This window comes from Erythrobacter tepidarius, assembly GCF_002155695.1.
In the GTDB taxonomy this organism is placed as follows: Bacteria; Pseudomonadota; Alphaproteobacteria; order Sphingomonadales; family Sphingomonadaceae; genus Erythrobacter; species Erythrobacter tepidarius.
In genome coordinates, this window is sequence record NZ_MUYJ01000014.1 from 13,717 (window position 1) to 29,119 (window position 15,403).

Here is a 15,403-nt window from a genome sequence, read left to right on the forward strand (position 1 = left end):
CTTAAGGTCGGCCATGAACGAGACCCCTCTCCAGTCCCCTATCGAACAGCTTCTGGATATCATGGCGCGACTGCGCGATCCGGTGCAAGGCTGCGACTGGGATCTCGCGCAGGACTTCGCCAGTATCGCCCCCTATACGATCGAGGAAGCCTACGAAGTCGCAGATGCCATCGCCCGCGGTGACATGGCCGATCTGCGTGACGAGCTAGGCGACCTGCTGCTCCAGGTCGTGTTTCACGCGCGTATGGCTGAGGAAGCCGGGCACTTCACTTTCAACGACGTCGCGCAGGCCATCAGCGACAAGATGATCGCGCGCCACCCGCACGTCTTCGCTGACGCAGGTGGAACGATGAACGAAGCGCGCTGGGAAGATCTCAAGGCCGACGAACGCTCGGCCAAGGGCGCAAAAAGCGCACTGGATGGTGTCGCCGTTGCGCTTCCCGCGCTGATGCGTTCGGAAAAACTGCAAAAACGTGCCGCCCGGGTCGGATTCGAGTGGCATGATGTCCAAGGCCCGCGTGAGAAGCTGGCCGAAGAACTCGCCGAGCTCGAAGCCGCCAGCGAGGACGAAAGGTTGATGGAAGCGGGCGACGTGCTGTTCGTCGCGGTCAATATCGTGCGGCGCTACGGGGTCGATGCCGAACAGGCGCTGCAAGCCGCCAATCGGAAGTTCGAACATCGCTTCCGGGCGATGGAGCGCCTCGCCGCGGCGGACGGGAAAGATTTCGCGACGCTCTCACTCGATCAGCAGGAAGCCTATTGGCAAGCTGCAAAGGCACTTGAAAAGATACCTTCAAAGACTTGAAAATTGGCCAAGCTCCTTGGGGTTGAGCCGCACTGTCACCCGCCGCAGGGGCCCTGCCTCGCTTTCGCCGGCATCCTCCTCGGCGAGGATCTCTCCGTGCGCGTGGAGCCAGGCCAGGCGCCGACCGTCACTGACAGGCAGCACGAAGCTGACCTCCTGCGCCGGGCCCGTCAGGAGCGCGGCGAGCCGGTCTTCCAGCGCCGCCACCCCTTCACCGGTTGCCGCCGAGAGGATCACGGCCTCATGTCCGTCGGCTGCTTGCCGCAATTCTTCCAGCGAATCAGTATCTAGCAAGTCACTCTTGTTCCAGACTTCGAGTATCGGAATGACGCTTTCGCCTGTGTCCTTGTCGACCACACCGAGGTCGGCCAGCACTTCCATCACCTGCTTCTTCTGCGCCGCGTGGCTGGGATTGGCCACATCACGCACGTGGCAGATGATATCGGCGCCAGTGACTTCCTCCAGGGTCGCGCGGAAGGCGGCGACCAGCTGGGTCGGCAGATCGGAAATGAAGCCCACCGTGTCGGACAGGATCGCCTTTTCCACCCCCGGCAGGCGGATTGCGCGCATGGTGGGATCGAGCGTGGCGAACAGCAAATCCTCGGCCATCACTTCGGCGCCGGTCAAGCGGTTGAACAAGGTGGACTTGCCCGCATTGGTGTAGCCCACCAGCGCGATCACCGGCCAGGGCGCCCTACCCCGCCGCTCGCGATGGAGCTTGCGGGTCTTGCGCACCTGTTCCAGCTCACGGCGCAGGCGGCCCATGCGCTGGCGGATCATCCGCCGGTCCGCCTCGATCTGGGTTTCCCCCGGGCCGCCAAGGAAGCCGAAGCCGCCGCGTTGGCGTTCGAGGTGGGTCCAGCTGCGCACGAGGCGGCTCTGCTGGTAATCGAGATGGGCCAGTTCGACCTGCAATCGCCCTTCGGCGGTCGCCGCGCGCTCGCCAAAGATTTCGAGGATCAGGCCGGTGCGGTCGATCACCTTGCGCTTCAGCCGATCTTCCAGATTGCGTTGCTGGATCGGGGTGAGCGCCCCGTCGACAATCACCAGCTCGGCCGCGTGCTGCTCGCACCACACCGCGATATTTTGGACCTGACCCGATCCAAACAGGGTGTTGGGCTGCATCTTGCGTACTGGCAGTATCGCCGAATGCACGACCTCGATCCCGATCGCCAGCGCCAGCCCCTCTGCCTCGGCGAGCCGCTCGGGCGCATCGAGATCATAGCGCAGTGCCTTGATATCCGGGCACAGCACCAGCGCCCGCGCTCCGCGGGTCACCTCTTCGGCATACTCGCTATCGAAGCTCAGTCGTCGATCCCGACTTCGTCGTAGCCATCGTCCCCACCGTCATCGCTGACGCTGAGATCGACCGGGCCGGTGGGCTGAATGGTCGAGACCGCGTGCTTGTAGGCCAGCTGCACCGCACCGTCACGTTCGAGCAGCATACAGAACAGGTCATAGGCGGCGATCCGGCCCTGCAACATCACGCCGTTGATGAGGAACATCGTCACCTGCACCGCAGCCTCGGTCACCCGGCTGAGGAACACGTCCTGCAATAGCTTCTGCTTGCGCCCGCCGCCGCGGCTCTGGAACTGCGCTGGATCGAGCGATTGGCCGGGCATGATGGTGGAAATGGCGTGCTTGTAAACCAGCTGCGACTGGCCATCGCGCCGCAGCAGGATCGAGAAATTGTCGAACCAAGTGACTATCCCCTGCAACTTCACGCCCTTCACCAGGAACATGGTGACGGGGATCTTGTTTTTGCGCAACAGGTTGAGGAAGGCATCCTGGAGATTGCCCTGCTGGCCCGCCGAACCGCTGCCGCGACCCTCGGGCGGGGCTGCGGGGCGCGAAATGGGGCGGGGAGAGAGCGTTCGCCCGCTGCTGGACATGGTCTTGGCTCCTGTTCTTGGCGGCCGCTCAGGCGATCCGCGGATCCGGCTGCCTGACGCGGAAAGGCAAGTGGCAGCCACGAAGACATAATGGCGATTGCAAGCCGTCGGGACAAGGCTTGATTTATCGCAGCCTTTTTGGCGCACCGGGAGCCTGAACCGGTGCGACCCGCAGCAAGCCGAAGGATTATTGCTCGTCGCCTGCACGCCGGTCGGCCATGCCGAGCAGCTTGAGCTTGCGGTGCAATGCTGATCGCTCCATCCCGATGAAGCTCGCTGTTTTCGAGATATTGCCCGAGAAGCGGCGAATCTGGATCGCAAGATACTCCCGCTCGAAGCACTCGCGCGCCTCGCGCAGCGGCACACCCATGATTGCCGACAGGTTCTCGCCCGTCAGCCCGATCTGCCCCCCGGTTATTTCCGGTGGCAGCATATCGGGCTCAACCGTGGTCAGCTTCTCGCGCGGGGTCATGATGATCGTGCGTTCAACCACGTTGCGCAGCTGGCGGACATTGCCCGGCCAATCATAGGCCTGGAGCGCGGCCATCGCCTCAGGAGAGATTTCAGGCGGCATCAGGCCCTGATCGGTTGAATAGCGCGTGAAGAAATGTTCGGCCAGCGTCGGGATGTCCTCGCGCCGCTGGGCGAGTGAGGGGATCGTGACCGGCACGACATTGAGCCGGTAGAACAGGTCCTCGCGAAAGCGCTTTTCGGCCATTTCAATGGTAAGATCGCGGGTGGTCGAGGACACGACGCGCACGTCCACTCCGATCTGGCGCGTGCCGCCGACGCGCACGAAGCTCTGATCAGTCAGAACCCGCAGGATGCGTGCCTGCGTCGAGAGCGGCATATCGGCGATCTCGTCCAGATAAAGGGTGCCGCCGTCGGCGAGTTCGAGCAGGCCGGGACGCACCAGCTTGCCATTCACTTCCTCGCCGAAAAGTTCCTGCTCAAAACGTTCGGGCGTAATCCGCGCCGAATTGACCAGCACGAAGGCGCCGTTGGCGCGCCCGCTCCAGGCGTGGAGCAGACGCGCGGCCACTTCCTTGCCTGCCCCCGGAGGTCCCGAAATCAGCACCCGGCTGCCGGTGTTGGCAACCCGCTTGAGCGTGGCGCGAACAGCGTTGATGGTGGGCGAATTGCCGGTGAACTCGGTGCTGCCCCAGCTGCCTTCGCGCAGGCGGGTGTTCTCGCGCCGCAGCCGTTCGGTTTCGGTCGCGCGCGCGACCAGCAGCAGCAGCCGCTCGGCCTCGAACGGCTTTTCGATGAAATCCATCGCCCCGCGGCTGACGGCGGCCACTGCGGTGTCGATATTGCCGTGACCCGAAAAGATGATCACCGGCAGCGCCGGCTCGCGCGCCTTGATCGCATCGAGCAGTTCGAGCCCGTCCATCGGGCTGCCGTGGAGCCACACATCGAGCAGCACCAATGAAGGCCGGCGCTGGTCGATCGCGGCCAGCGCCTCGGTGCTGTCGGCGGCGGTGCGGCAGACGTAGCCTTCGTCGCCCAGCACACCGGCAACCAGTTCACGGATATCGCGTTCGTCGTCGACGATAAGGACTTCGAGCGCCATCGGCTAGGCTCCTTCGGATGGGAGTTTCAGGGGTGCGGGAGGTTGCATCAAGCGGGCTGTCCTTCGACAGCCTGTGGATTGCGGGCGAAGCGCAAGGTGACGCGCGTTCCGCCGCTCGGCGTGCTGGCAAAGCTCATGTCGCCGCCGTGTTCGTCGACGATCTTGTTGACGATCGCCAGGCCGAGTCCGGTGCCCTTTTCGCGGGTGGTGACATAGGGTTCGATAATGCGTTCCCGGTCAGCGGGAAGGCCCACGCCATTGTCCTCGATAGTGACAGTGATGGCCTCGCCCGCGTCGGCGATGGTGACGGCGATTTCGCCCATGTACGCACCTTTCATCTCACCCGCCCGCGCCTCGACCGCCTCGACCGCGTTCTTAAGGACGTTGGTCATCGCCTGCCCGAACTGGTGGCGATCACAGCGCAGCTCGCGGTCGCGCAGGTCCGTGGATGACACGCTGAAGGCGATGCCCGAATGGGCGACTTCCTGCAGGAAGACCGCCTGCCGCACGAGATCGAGCGCGTCCTCGTTGCGGAAAACAGGTTTGGGCAGGCGGGCGAAAGATGAGAATTCGTCGACCATCTTCCTGAGATCACCAACCTGCCGCACGATGGTGCTGGTCAGGTCATCGAACAGGTCGCGTTCGTCATCGTTGATCTGGGTGCGGTAGCGCCGCTTGAGGCGCTCGGTCGCCAGCTGGATCGGGGTGAGCGGGTTCTTGATCTCGTGCGCAATCCGGCGGGCAACGTCCGACCACGCCGCCTGGCGCTGGTCGAGCAACTGGCGGGTGATGTCCTCGAAAGTGATGACGTGCCCGCTGGTCCCCGGCGCGACCTTGACCGCGAGGGTCAGCAGCTCGGTGCCCTTGGCGTGGGTAATGATCGCACGCTCCTTGCCCTCGGCGATCAGGCGGACGATCTCGGGCGCCAGCTGTTCGAGCGACTGGCCGGTTATGTCCGTGCCGTCTTTCCCGGGCGCGGACAGCAGCGCCTGCGCCGAGGAATTCATCAGCGTCACGCGGTTCCGGTCATCGACCGAGATCACCCCGGCGGTGACGGATTCGAGCACGGCCTCCATGAAGGCGCGGCGATCATCGATCTGGCGGTTGGCGTTCACCAAGGCCTGGGTCTGCTTGTCGAGCTGCGCAGTCATGCGGTTGAAGGCGCGGTTGAGCAGGCCGATCTCGTCTGCGCCGGTGCGCCCTTCAAGACGAAGGGCGAAGTTGCCCTGCCCCACCTTGCGCGCCGCGCCGACCAGATCGGTCAAGGGCTTCACTTGCCGGTCCGCGAAGCGCAGCGCGAACCATATTGCGAGCCCTACCAGCAACAGGCTGGCTGCCACCAGCGCGATGTTGAAGCGCAGCTGGAGCATGCGTGCACTGCCGGTGAGACGATTATAGGCGGTGACGATCGATTGCGCACGCGACCACGAATTGAACATTGTCTCCTCGGTGGTGCGGGCGTTGTAGAGATAGATACCGCTGTCGGGGTCGATCGGCGCCAGGGCCTCGATCCGCTCGGGGCTGCCCTCCACCACGACGAATTCTCCCTGCTCCAGACGCGGCAGCGAACGGGCGGCAAATTCGAGCGGGCTGTTGTCCTCGGTGAGATTGAGAATCGCCGCCGTGCGCAGCGATCCATCGGGCATGCGCTGCAGGATCGCGCTCTCGGAAATCTTGCGCCCCTGCGTCTGCAAGGCATAGAAATCGGGGAAATCCCCATCGGTGATCGTCACGCGTTCGAGTATGAAGCGCATGTCGCTCGCCATGGCGAGGGTTTCCTGCTGCACATCGCGCTGGTTGGCATCGTAGTAGTTCTGCGCCAGAGCGTTGGCGTTTTCCATCAAGCCACGGGAATCGTCGGAAAACCAGAAATCTACCCCGGTCTGGAAAAGGAAGGCGGCAAAGCCTGCTACCAGCAGCGTGGGAATGGCGGCGACCATCGAGAAGAAGAACACGAGGCGGACGTGCAGCCGCGCTGTGCTGCCCGCGGCGCGGCGCAGCGCCACCCGGCGGCCAATCAGCACGAGCAGCGCCATCGCCGGCACCAGCGTCGCCATCAGCAGCACCGATACCTGCATGGTCGGCAGCAGCACATCCGGCGCCGAGGCACGCGAATAGGTCAGCCACGTCACGCCGATTGCCGCGAGCAAAGCGATGCCTGCGAGGATTTCCAGCCAGCGAAAGATGTTCGCGCGGCGCGAAGCGACGATAAACCGCCGCCACCAGCGCGGCGGTTGCAGCGTCCTCAGGCGCTTTGCGGGTGGAACAGGCGCATCCATCGTTGCGTCTTTACAACAATGGTGTGGCAAATGTGCAAGCCGAAACGGCTCGGTAATGCCCCGATTGCGTCAGCCCGTTTGGGAAAAGCGATCGGGTTGCAGCCCCAATTCGCCGATCCGCTTGCGCAGCGTGTTGCGGTTGATACCGAGCAGCTCCGCGGCGCGCAGCTGGTTGCCGCCCGTCCGCCCGAGCGCATACTCGATCAGGGGTTTTTCAAAGGCGGCCAGCGCGCGATGGTAAAGCGTGCCGGACGGCGGGCTCTCGCTGGCCAGCCAGGCCGCCAGAGCCGGGCCGAAGCCTTCCTCTCCAACGCGTTGCCCGCCCGTCGCGGTGTCGACCTCATTGTCGATGATCTCCGTCAGCGTCGCGACGTCGATCCGCTCCTCGCGCGCCATCAGCGCAAGCCTATAGATGACATTGCGCAGCTCGCGGACATTGCCGCGCCAGCTGCGTTGCTCCAGTCGTGCGATCGCTTCGGGCGTGAGATGCCGGCGGGGCAGGCCATCCTCCGCCGCCAGCACCAGGAAATGCTGCGCCAGCGCGGCAATATCCTCGCGCCGCTCGCGCAGCGGCGGCAGCCTGATCGGCACGACGTTGAGCCGGTAGAACAAGTCCTCGCGGAAGGTGCCCGCGGCAATCATCGGCGCAAGATCGCGATTGGTGGCAGCCACGATGCGGACATTGACCGCGATTTCCTGGCGTCCGCCCACCCGGCGGATGCGCCCCGATTGCAGCGCGCGCAGCAGCCGGGTCTGCGCCTCGGGCGGCATGTCGCCGATTTCGTCGAGGAACAGGGTGCCGCCATGCGCCTGCTCGAACTTGCCGATTGCCTGGGCAATCGCTCCGGTGAAGGCGCCCTTCTCATGGCCGAACAGCTCGCTTTCGACGAGATCGGCGGGGATTGCCGCCGTGTTGACCGCAACGAAGGGCCCTGTGCGACGACTGCCGAGCTCGTGGATCGCCTCGGCCACCAGCTCCTTGCCGGTACCGCTTTCGCCCGTGATCAGCACCGTGAGATCATTGCGCAGCACCCGGGTGATCATGCGGTAAACCGTCTGCATCGCCGGACTGCGGCCGACCAGCGGCATCCGGGCGGTTTCACTCTCCTCCTCATCCTTCAGCCTGCCCGGCTTTCCGCCGGCCTCGCTCACCAGCTTGGCATAGTGTGCCGAGGCTTGACGGACCGCGTGCACGAGTTGATCGAGATCGAAGGGCTTGGGGAAGTACTCGAAGGCCTCACTTTCGCTGGCGCGCACCGCGGTATCGAGGGTGTTCTGGGCGGAAAGGACGATCACCGGCAGCAGCGGTGCGTGCGCGCGCACCTCGGCAAGGCTTGCAAGTCCGTCACCGTCTTCGAGGATCACGTCGCTCAGCATCACCCCGAAGCGACGTTCCTTCAGCAGTCGGTCCCGTTCGGCGATGCTCGTGCAGTGGGTGATCGTGAAACCCTCGTCCTCGAGGGCTGCGATGATCACCGTGGCAATCGCCGCGTCGTCTTCAACCAGCAGAATATTGCGCGCGCCCTTGGCCATGGATCAGCTCTGCCTGGGAGCCTGCGGCAGGTGCAGGCGGAAATTGGTAAGACCGGCGCGGACATCGCGATCATGGCTGACATTGCCATTCATGTCGCCAATCAGCTTGCGAACCAGCGATAGGCCCAGCCCCTGCCCCGAAGGCTTGGACGAGACGAAGGGCTCGAACACGTGATCGCGCAGACCCGGATCGATGCCGGGGCCATTGTCACTTACGGTAATCTCGATCGGGAGCGGCACCGTCCGCCCCCTGCGGATAGCGCTGAACGCGAGGCCGCTCACGAAGCGCGTCTGCACCACGACTTCGGCGCCTGCACCTCGCTGCAAGGCAGCGTCGCGGGCGTTGGAGACAAGATTGATCAGCACCTGCTCCAGCGCATCGCGATTGGCGAGCACGGGCGGCAGAGAGGGATCGAACTCCTCGCGTATGACGATTGCATCCCGCTCGCTGTCGGCTGCGCGCATGGTGGCAATCGCGCTGCGGATGGCTTCGTGCGGATTGCACGGCTCGACCGGCCCGATGCGGGTACTGCCGAGCTGCTGCATCCGGTCAATGAGGCGCGCGATCCGGTCGACTTCGTCGGTGATCATGCGGGCAAGCTTCTTGTCGGCATCGGGCAGCTTGCGCGCGACCAGTTGGCCCGCCCCGCGGATCGCGGCGAGCGGGTTCTTGATCTCGTGTGCCAGCACCGCCGGCGCGCTGAGCATCGCTTCTCCGCCCTGCTGGTGGCCCGGATCTTCGTGCCCGACCTCAGACAGGGTGACAATCCGCCATCCGGGGAAACCGCCGAGCGGCGAGACAGTCATGTTGACGCGGACCTCCGCGCCGGCTGCCGAAATCACCAGGTCGCGCGCCACCAGAGCCTCATCCGCCTGCTCGAGCCGGACTGCGACACGCGCGTCGATCGGCCCGATGCGCTCGATCAGGGACGTGCCGACAAGCCGCGCCGCGCTGGTGCCGAGCAGATTTTCGGCGGCATGGTTGACCTCGGCGATCCGCCCGCGCGGATCGATCAGCAAGACCGCGAAAATCATCCCGGCGATCTGCGAGCGCGGATCAGGCAGGAGGTCTGACATGCCTGAGCCCACCCTTTCGCCGGCGCGCCCCACGGCTCAGGCCGCCTTCTGCATCAGAAATGGTTCATAAAAGCGTGCGATCTCGTCGAGCACCCGATCGGGATCGTCGATGAAGTTGACCTTGTTGCGGAACTCGGCCGAGCCGTGCAGGCCCTTGGTGTACCAGCCGAGGTGCTTGCGGGCCATCTTCACCCCCGTCTCGCGCCCGTAATGATCGAGCATGCGGTTGTAGTGCTCGACCAGCACGGCATATTGTTCGTCGATGCTCGGGGTCGGCAGTGCCTTGCCGGTGCGCCACCAGTGCATCACCTGCCCCAGCAGCCATGGCTTGCCATAGGCGCCGCGCCCGATCATCACGCCATCCGCGCCCGACTGCTCAAGCGCCTTGGCGGCATCCTCGATCCCGCAGATATCGCCGTTGACGATCACGGGGATTTTGACGGCATCCTTGACCTTGCGCACGAAAGCCCAATCAGCGCGTCCCTGGTACATCTGGTTGCGGGTGCGCCCGTGAACGGTGACCATCTGTACGCCCAGATCCTCGGCAATGCGGGCCACCTCCGGGGCGTTGAGGCTGTCATGGCACCAACCCATGCGCATCTTGACAGTAACCGGGACTTTCACCGCCTTAACCGTCGCTTCCATCAGACGGACTGCAAGCGGCACTTCGCGCATCAGCGCCGAGCCGGCAAACTGGCCGACGACTTTGCGCACCGGGCATCCGAAATTGATGTCGATGATCGCCGCACCATTGCCTTCCTGGATCTTCGCCGCCTCGGCCATCGATGCGGGATCGCAGCCGACCAGCTGCATCGAGACCGGTTCCTCGATCCGGTCCCAGGCGGTCTTCTGCACGCTCACGCGGGTCTCGCGGATCGCCGCCTCGCTGGCCACCATCTCGGTAACGTTGAGGCCCGATCCATAGCGCCGCACCAGCGTGCGGAACGGCATGTCGGTGACACCCGTCATCGGCGCGAGGATGACCGGATCCTTGATGGTGACAGGGCCGATGGTAAGCGGCTTCAGAGCCGGCGGAGAGGGAAGCGAGGTCATGTCAGACGGTGTGCCTAATAATTGGGCAGGGGCATAGTGGATTGCCGAAAGCCCGTCCAGACTTTAAGCGATTGGCCCTGATGGCGAGCCTTTCAGACCTCCCCCCCTTTGCCGCAATCGTCGTCGCTGCGGGCAAGGGACTGCGTGCGGGCGGCGACGTGCCCAAGCAGTTCCGCCAGTGGCGTGGCAAGCCGCTGATGCGGCATTCGGTTGAAGCGCTGCTGGCGGCCGGAGCGAGGCCACTTGTGGTCGTGGTCAGCGAAGATGCCGAAGCCGATGCAGCTGCGGCGCTGGCAGGGCTTGACGGTCTGCGCGTGGTTCATGGCGGCGCCTCGCGGCAGGATTCGGTGCGCAACGGACTTGAGGCTCTCGCTGGCGATGCGCCCGTGCATGTCCTCATCCACGACGCTGCCCGCCCCGATCTGCCCGGCGCCGCGATCAAGCGGCTGCTCGCAGCGCTCGAGGCCCATTCCGGGGCAATCCCCGTGCTGCCGGTGGTCGACAGTCTCGCGGTGGCTGGCGCGGACGGCACGATGGCTGGCAAGGCCGAGCGCGAGAGTCTGCGCCGTGTCCAGACCCCGCAGGCTTTCCGTTTTGCCGACATCCTCGCCGCCCATCGCGCCTGGGACGGGCCGACTGATGCCGGCGACGATGCGCAAGTGCTGCTGGCACATTCCGGTTCGATCGGCCTTGTCGATGGGGACGAGCGCCTGAGGAAGATTACTTTCGCGGAGGATTTCGTGAACGCGGCGACCATCCCGGCCATTCGCATCGGACAAGGCTATGACGTTCACCGCCTCGCGGCGGGTGAGGAACTGTGGCTGTGCGGCGTGCGGATCCCGCATGAGAAAGGGCTGTCGGGCCATTCGGATGCCGATGTTGCGCTCCACGCGATTACCGACGCCGTGCTCGGAGCAATAGGAGCCGGCGACATAGGCACGCACTTCCCGCCGAGCGATCCGCAGTGGCGCGGGGCGCGCTCGGCCCTGTTCCTTTCCCATGCGGTAGAATTGGCGCGCGAAGCTGGCTACGAAATCGGCAATGTCGATCTGACGCTGATCTGCGAAGCGCCCAAAATCGGTCCCCATCGCCAGACGATGCGCGCGCGCCTTGCCCAAATCATGCGCACGAGCGAAGGTGCGGTCAGCATCAAGGCGACCACCACCGAGAAACTCGGCTTCACCGGTCGCGGCGAAGGCATTGCCGCGCAGGCCATTGTGATGCTTAGTCTTGCCTGAAAGGAGCTCCTGACATGAACAAGCCTTTTCTTGCCCCTGCCCTCGCTCTGCTTGCCCTCGCCTCGGGCACTGCGGCGCAGGCTCAGCAGCAGGCCTGCGTCGATGCCAACGATCTGGGCGACGCGGTGCTCTATGCAATGCCAATCGCCTATGATGCAGTCGGCACGGCATGTTCGAAGCAATTGACGCGCGACGGCTTCATGGCGCGCGGCGGGGATGCCTTCATCGCGAAGTTCCGCAGCCATCAGGACAAGGCGTGGCCCGGGGCCTTCCGCCTGCTGAAGACCTTTATGGCCAAGGATGCTGGAGGCCAGGGCGCATCGGGCACCGACATGACCGCAATGATCGCCAGCCTCCCCGAGGAATCCCTGCGGCCCTTTGTCGATGGCCTCGTCGGCCAGATGATTGCAGGCGAGATCAAGCCGGAAAGCTGTTCCAAGATCGAGCGCGGCATGGAACTGCTCAGCCCCCTGCCCGTCGAGAACGTCGCCGGGCTGATGACTTTCATCGCCGAGCTTGCCGATCTCAAGGACCCGAAGATTTGTAGCGCTGCTCCGGCCCGCAAGTCCAGATAGGCCCACGATGCTGCTCCCCGAGGATATCACCAGCCTTGCTGCCCGCGTTGTCGCGGAAAACGCGGCCTTGGGGCGGACGATCGCTACCGCCGAAAGCTGCACTGGCGGACTGGTGGCCGGGGCGATCACCGAGATCGCCGGATCTTCCGCGGTGCTTGATCGCGGCTTCGTGACCTATTCGAACGAAGCCAAGATGGAGATGCTGGGCGTGGCGCGGGACATCATCGAGACCTTCGGCGCGGTTTCGATCGCCTGTGCCTGGGCGATGGCCAAGGGCGCGCTGGACCGCTCGAAAGCCGATGTTGCGGTGGCGATCAGCGGGGTGGCAGGTCCGGGCGGCGGCACAGCGCTGAAACCGGTTGGCACGGTGGTATTCGCACGTGTGCTGCGCAACGAAACCGGAGAGCCGCAGGGCGAGCTCAAGTTCTTCGAGGGCGGCGATGGACCTGAAGGCCGTGCCGAGATCCGCCGTCAGGCGACGCTTTGCGCGCTCGAATTGCTGTTGCCGTAAAGCTGCTCTGCGCGCTTTTCGAAGGCTTCCACCATCTTGCGGAAGGCCTTGTCGAAATATTGCCCGGCGATCCTCTCGAACAGGCGGTTCTTGAAAGAAAATTCGACGAGAAAGTCGATCTCGCAGGTGTGATCGTCGAGCGCGCGGAAAATCCAGACATTGTCGAGGTCGCTCAGCGGCCCGTCGATATAGTGCACGTCGATCTCGCGCGGGCGATCCTTCTTCACCCGCGACGTGAAACTTTCGCGCAGGGATTTGAACCCCACCACCATGTCCGCGACCATCTCGGTCTCGCTGTTCGAGCGCACGCGCGTTGCCACGACCCAGGGGAGGAACTCACCATAGCGGCCCACATCGGCCACCAGATCGAACATTTGTTCGGCGCTGTAGGGCAATCGCCGGGTTTCGCGGGTGCCGGGCATCAGACCTTCGCGCGCTCCTGAACGTGGGCGAGCTGCGCCTCGCGCGCGGCGCGCATGGCGGCAAAATCCTCTCCCGCGTGGTAGCTCGAACGGGTGAGCGGGCTGGAGGCGACCTGCAGGAAACCTTTGGCCCGCGCAATCGCGCCATAGGCGGCGAAGGCCTTGGGGGTGACAAATTCCTCGACCTTGGCGTGCCTCGGCGTCGGTTGAAGATATTGGCCCATGGTGATGAAATCGACTTCGGCCGAACGCATGTCGTCCATCACCTGGTGCACCTCAAGGCGCTGCTCGCCCAGTCCCAGCATAATCCCCGATTTGGTGAAGATCAGCGGATTGTGCGCCTTGACCTCTTCCAAAAGGCGGAGCGAGGCATAGTAGCGTGCGCCGGGGCGGATCGTGGGATAGAGCCGCGGCACAGTCTCAAGGTTGTGATTGTAAACGTCCGGCCCAGCTTCGCAGATCATCTCCACCGCGCGGCGCATCTTGCCGCGGAAATCGGGGGTGAGGATCTCGATCGTGGTTTTCGGCGTCGTGCGACGCAGCGCTTCGATCACCTTGACGAACTGGCTCGCGCCGCCGTCAGGCAGGTCATCGCGGTCAACCGAGGTGATGACGATGTGTTCGAGCCCCATCTTGGCCGCGGCAATCGCGGTGTTTTCGGGCTCCAGCGGATCGACCGCGCGCGGCATCCCGGTCTTGACGTTGCAGAAGGCGCAGGCCCGGGTGCAGACATCGCCGAGAATCATCACCGTCGCGTGCTTCTTGGTCCAGCATTCGCCGATATTCGGACAGGCGGCTTCCTCGCACACGGTGTTCAGGTTCAATTCGCGCATCAGCCTGCGCGTTTCGTGATAGCCTTCGCTTACCGGGGCGCGCACCCGGATCCAATCGGGCTTGCGCTGGCGCGCGGGGCGGGACGAGGCGGGATCGGCGGATGGCGCGCTGGCGAGATCGTTCATAGGCGCCATTTAGGCGCGCGAGCACGCTCCCGCAAGCGCGGGCAAAGCGCCATTGCGATTGGGCCATGTGCAAGACAAAGGGGCGGCAAGGCCATCGCCCGCCGCCCCTCGATTTTTCTCAATCGCGCGGATCAGGTGCCCGAAGTCGTGCCGCCTGCGGCCTTTTCGGCCGCATAGGCCGACCAGAGCTTGGCGATCGGCGAACGCGGGCCGTCAACCTTCGCCAGGGTGGCTTGCGCGGCGGCAAAGTTGCCCATGCCGATCTGGGCGATGCCGAGGCGGGTCAGCGCTGTGTTGCGCTCGACGCCGGCCATGCCAAGGCTCTTTTCGTAGAAGGCGGCCGCCTTGGCGTACTCGCCATAGCTCAAGAAGGCATCGCCCGCCGCAAAGACGGTGCGCAGCCCGGCAGAGGCGGCATTGGCGTCCCTTTCGAGCGCCGGTAGTTCGGCCAGGTCGGTCTTGATACGACCATTGGCCGTGGTGAGCGAATCGGCGACAAATATGTCGTCCTTGCTGACTGCCCCGCTGGCATAGGCCTGCTCGATCAGATCCTTGACCTCTTTGGGCAGGCGGCGCGGATCGGCGGCTTCGATATAGAGAATGTAGTCCTGCTTGTCGCGCAAGCCGCCCACCTTGCGCGCAAGACGCAACAGATCGAGCGCTTCGGGGCCTGCGAAGTCATTGAGATTGCGCGTCAGGTTGACCGCATCGCGCCAGTTGTTCGCGGTCGGATAATCGCCGATCCATTGCACCACCAGATCATAGACCTGCGGGATGACCTGATTCGAATAGGCGACGGCAACCCCGCGGCGATACCATGAAATGTCGACAGGCTGGCCATTGGCCTTGCGGTGGGCGATCGCCCGGCCGAGGTAATCCAGTCCGGCGGCATGCTTGCCCTCGGCAAAGTCGATCTCGGCCATGGTGATTTCGAGATCGGCGGTGCTGATGCGCTCGGTGGTAAAATTGTTGTCGATCGCCGCTTGCAGATACTGGCGCGCCTTGGTGAAGTTCTTCAGCTCGTTGGCGAGCTGATAGGCGGTGAAGTTGTAGCGCCCGAGCTGGTCGGGAGCGACTTTCCCGCTCGCCAGCAGCAATTCCATGCCTTGCAGCTGGAGCGCCATGTCCTTTGCGTTGGCGCCGGCGTTGTAGATCAAGCCACCAGCGGCCTGTAGCTCATCGGCGCTGGCCGCTATCGCCACCAGCGCCATGATCTGCGGCTTGAGCGCGCCGACATCGGCGCCGGGCGCAGCAAGCGCGGTTTCGAGCGGTTTGTAGGCATCCAGGAATTCCTTGGAATACTGCGCCTTGCCCTCTTGCTTCTTCTTGTCCTTCTTCTGGGCCTGGGCGGCATCGGTGAAGGCCGGCGCAATCAGCATCGCGCCGCCGCTGGCGAGCGCGATCGCCAAGGCAAGACTGCGCGCAAGACCGGCGCGGCTTGGACGGGTCGAAGACAGGTTGGTCAATTCATCCTCCAGAGATCGCT

The 15,403-nt window shown here is 64.3% G+C and carries 14 protein-coding genes; 4 read left to right on the forward strand and 10 right to left on the reverse strand.

The features are described from left to right. The first annotated feature begins 13 nt into the window (after positions 1-13). Positions 14-805: a nucleoside triphosphate pyrophosphohydrolase gene (gene mazG, locus BZF61_RS13280; protein WP_086619880.1), complete on the forward strand. Its 792-nt coding sequence runs from the start codon at positions 14-16 to the stop codon at positions 803-805. Here mazG and hflX read toward each other — a convergent pair. The 7 genes from hflX to dusB all read right to left on the reverse strand — a co-directional run bounded on the left by hflX (position 794) and on the right by dusB (position 10,212). Next, positions 794-2,083 carry a GTPase HflX gene (hflX, locus tag BZF61_RS13285; protein ID WP_086619881.1) on the reverse strand — a complete coding sequence of 430 codons (1,290 nt, stop codon included), beginning with the start codon at positions 2,081-2,083 and terminating at the stop codon, positions 794-796. The two genes, mazG and hflX, sit on opposite strands and share 12 nt — an antisense overlap. A 26-nt stretch (positions 2,084-2,109) precedes the next feature. Further along, complete coding sequence (gene hfq, locus BZF61_RS13290; protein WP_143737070.1) at positions 2,110-2,697, reverse strand: RNA chaperone Hfq; 588 nt, start codon at positions 2,695-2,697, stop codon at positions 2,110-2,112. Positions 2,698-2,884: 187 nt separating this feature from the next. Beyond that, complete coding sequence (gene ntrX / locus BZF61_RS13295) at positions 2,885-4,270, reverse strand: nitrogen assimilation response regulator NtrX (RefSeq protein ID WP_086619882.1); 1,386 nt, start codon at positions 4,268-4,270, stop codon at positions 2,885-2,887. Positions 4,271-4,317: 47 nt separating this feature from the next. Then, positions 4,318-6,549 (reverse strand): sensor histidine kinase, encoded by a 2,232-nt coding sequence (locus BZF61_RS13300; RefSeq protein ID WP_086619883.1) that lies wholly within the window; start codon positions 6,547-6,549, stop codon positions 4,318-4,320. A gap of 69 nt (positions 6,550-6,618) precedes the next feature. Continuing rightward, positions 6,619-8,082 carry a sigma-54-dependent transcriptional regulator gene (locus tag BZF61_RS13305; RefSeq protein WP_086619884.1) on the reverse strand — a complete coding sequence of 488 codons (1,464 nt, stop codon included), beginning with the start codon at positions 8,080-8,082 and terminating at the stop codon, positions 6,619-6,621. Between the two features lie 3 nt (positions 8,083-8,085). Beyond that, positions 8,086-9,159, reverse strand: a complete 1,074-nt coding sequence (locus tag BZF61_RS13310) for a two-component system sensor histidine kinase NtrB (protein ID WP_086619947.1) — start codon at positions 9,157-9,159, stop codon at positions 8,086-8,088. A 36-nt stretch (positions 9,160-9,195) separates the two neighbouring features. Continuing rightward, positions 9,196-10,212, reverse strand: coding sequence for a tRNA dihydrouridine synthase DusB (gene dusB / locus BZF61_RS13315; protein WP_086619885.1), 1,017 nt, complete (start codon positions 10,210-10,212; stop codon positions 9,196-9,198). A gap of 80 nt (positions 10,213-10,292) precedes the next feature. Here dusB and BZF61_RS13320 point away from each other — a divergent pair, with 80 nt between their 5' ends. Genes BZF61_RS13320 through BZF61_RS13330 form a run of 3 tightly spaced genes read left to right on the forward strand, consistent with a single transcriptional unit; the run spans position 10,293 to position 12,536 of the window. Further along, positions 10,293-11,450, forward strand: coding sequence for a bifunctional 2-C-methyl-D-erythritol 4-phosphate cytidylyltransferase/2-C-methyl-D-erythritol 2,4-cyclodiphosphate synthase (locus BZF61_RS13320; RefSeq protein WP_086619886.1), 1,158 nt, complete (start codon positions 10,293-10,295; stop codon positions 11,448-11,450). A 14-nt stretch (positions 11,451-11,464) separates the two neighbouring features. Continuing rightward, entirely contained in the window at positions 11,465-12,025 is a 561-nt protein-coding gene (locus BZF61_RS13325) for a hypothetical protein (RefSeq protein WP_086619887.1), read from the forward strand. Between the two features lie 7 nt (positions 12,026-12,032). Beyond that, the gene (locus BZF61_RS13330) at positions 12,033-12,536 is read left to right on the forward strand and encodes a CinA family protein (RefSeq protein ID WP_086619888.1); all 504 of its coding nucleotides are present in this window, start codon (positions 12,033-12,035) and stop codon (positions 12,534-12,536) included. Here the strand turns inward: BZF61_RS13330 and BZF61_RS13335 are convergent. From BZF61_RS13335 to BZF61_RS13345, 3 genes are all read right to left on the reverse strand, one after another. After that, a complete protein-coding gene (locus BZF61_RS13335; RefSeq protein ID WP_086619889.1) occupies positions 12,497-12,958 on the reverse strand; it encodes a type II toxin-antitoxin system RatA family toxin in 462 nt (153 codons plus the stop codon). The genes BZF61_RS13330 and BZF61_RS13335 overlap by 40 nt on opposite strands. Further along, the gene (gene lipA, locus BZF61_RS13340; protein WP_086619890.1) at positions 12,958-13,917 is read right to left on the reverse strand and encodes a lipoyl synthase; all 960 of its coding nucleotides are present in this window, start codon (positions 13,915-13,917) and stop codon (positions 12,958-12,960) included. The genes BZF61_RS13335 and lipA overlap by 1 nt, the downstream gene beginning before the upstream one ends. Positions 13,918-14,048: 131 nt before the next feature. Continuing rightward, a complete protein-coding gene (locus BZF61_RS13345; RefSeq protein WP_086619891.1) occupies positions 14,049-15,383 on the reverse strand; it encodes a hypothetical protein in 1,335 nt (444 codons plus the stop codon). Between the last annotated feature and the right edge of the window lie 20 nt (positions 15,384-15,403).

Bases quoted from the DNA above. Each gene is read 5' to 3' on its own strand.
- mazG (WP_086619880.1), top strand. From the start codon at position 14: ATGAACGAGACCCCTCTCCAGTCCCCTATCGAACAGCTTCTGGATATC.
- hfq (WP_143737070.1), bottom strand. From the start codon at position 2,697: ATGTCCAGCAGCGGGCGAACGCTCTCTCCCCGCCCCATTTCGCGCCCC.
- ntrX (WP_086619882.1), bottom strand. From the start codon at position 4,270: ATGGCGCTCGAAGTCCTTATCGTCGACGACGAACGCGATATCCGTGAA.
- BZF61_RS13300 (WP_086619883.1), bottom strand. From the start codon at position 6,549: ATGGATGCGCCTGTTCCACCCGCAAAGCGCCTGAGGACGCTGCAACCG.
- BZF61_RS13305 (WP_086619884.1), bottom strand. From the start codon at position 8,082: ATGGCCAAGGGCGCGCGCAATATTCTGCTGGTTGAAGACGACGCGGCG.
- BZF61_RS13310 (WP_086619947.1), bottom strand. From the start codon at position 9,159: ATGTCAGACCTCCTGCCTGATCCGCGCTCGCAGATCGCCGGGATGATT.
- dusB (WP_086619885.1), bottom strand. From the start codon at position 10,212: ATGACCTCGCTTCCCTCTCCGCCGGCTCTGAAGCCGCTTACCATCGGC.
- BZF61_RS13320 (WP_086619886.1), top strand. From the start codon at position 10,293: ATGGCGAGCCTTTCAGACCTCCCCCCCTTTGCCGCAATCGTCGTCGCT.
- BZF61_RS13325 (WP_086619887.1), top strand. From the start codon at position 11,465: ATGAACAAGCCTTTTCTTGCCCCTGCCCTCGCTCTGCTTGCCCTCGCC.
- BZF61_RS13330 (WP_086619888.1), top strand. From the start codon at position 12,033: ATGCTGCTCCCCGAGGATATCACCAGCCTTGCTGCCCGCGTTGTCGCG.
- BZF61_RS13335 (WP_086619889.1), bottom strand. From the start codon at position 12,958: ATGCCCGGCACCCGCGAAACCCGGCGATTGCCCTACAGCGCCGAACAA.
- lipA (WP_086619890.1), bottom strand. From the start codon at position 13,917: ATGAACGATCTCGCCAGCGCGCCATCCGCCGATCCCGCCTCGTCCCGC.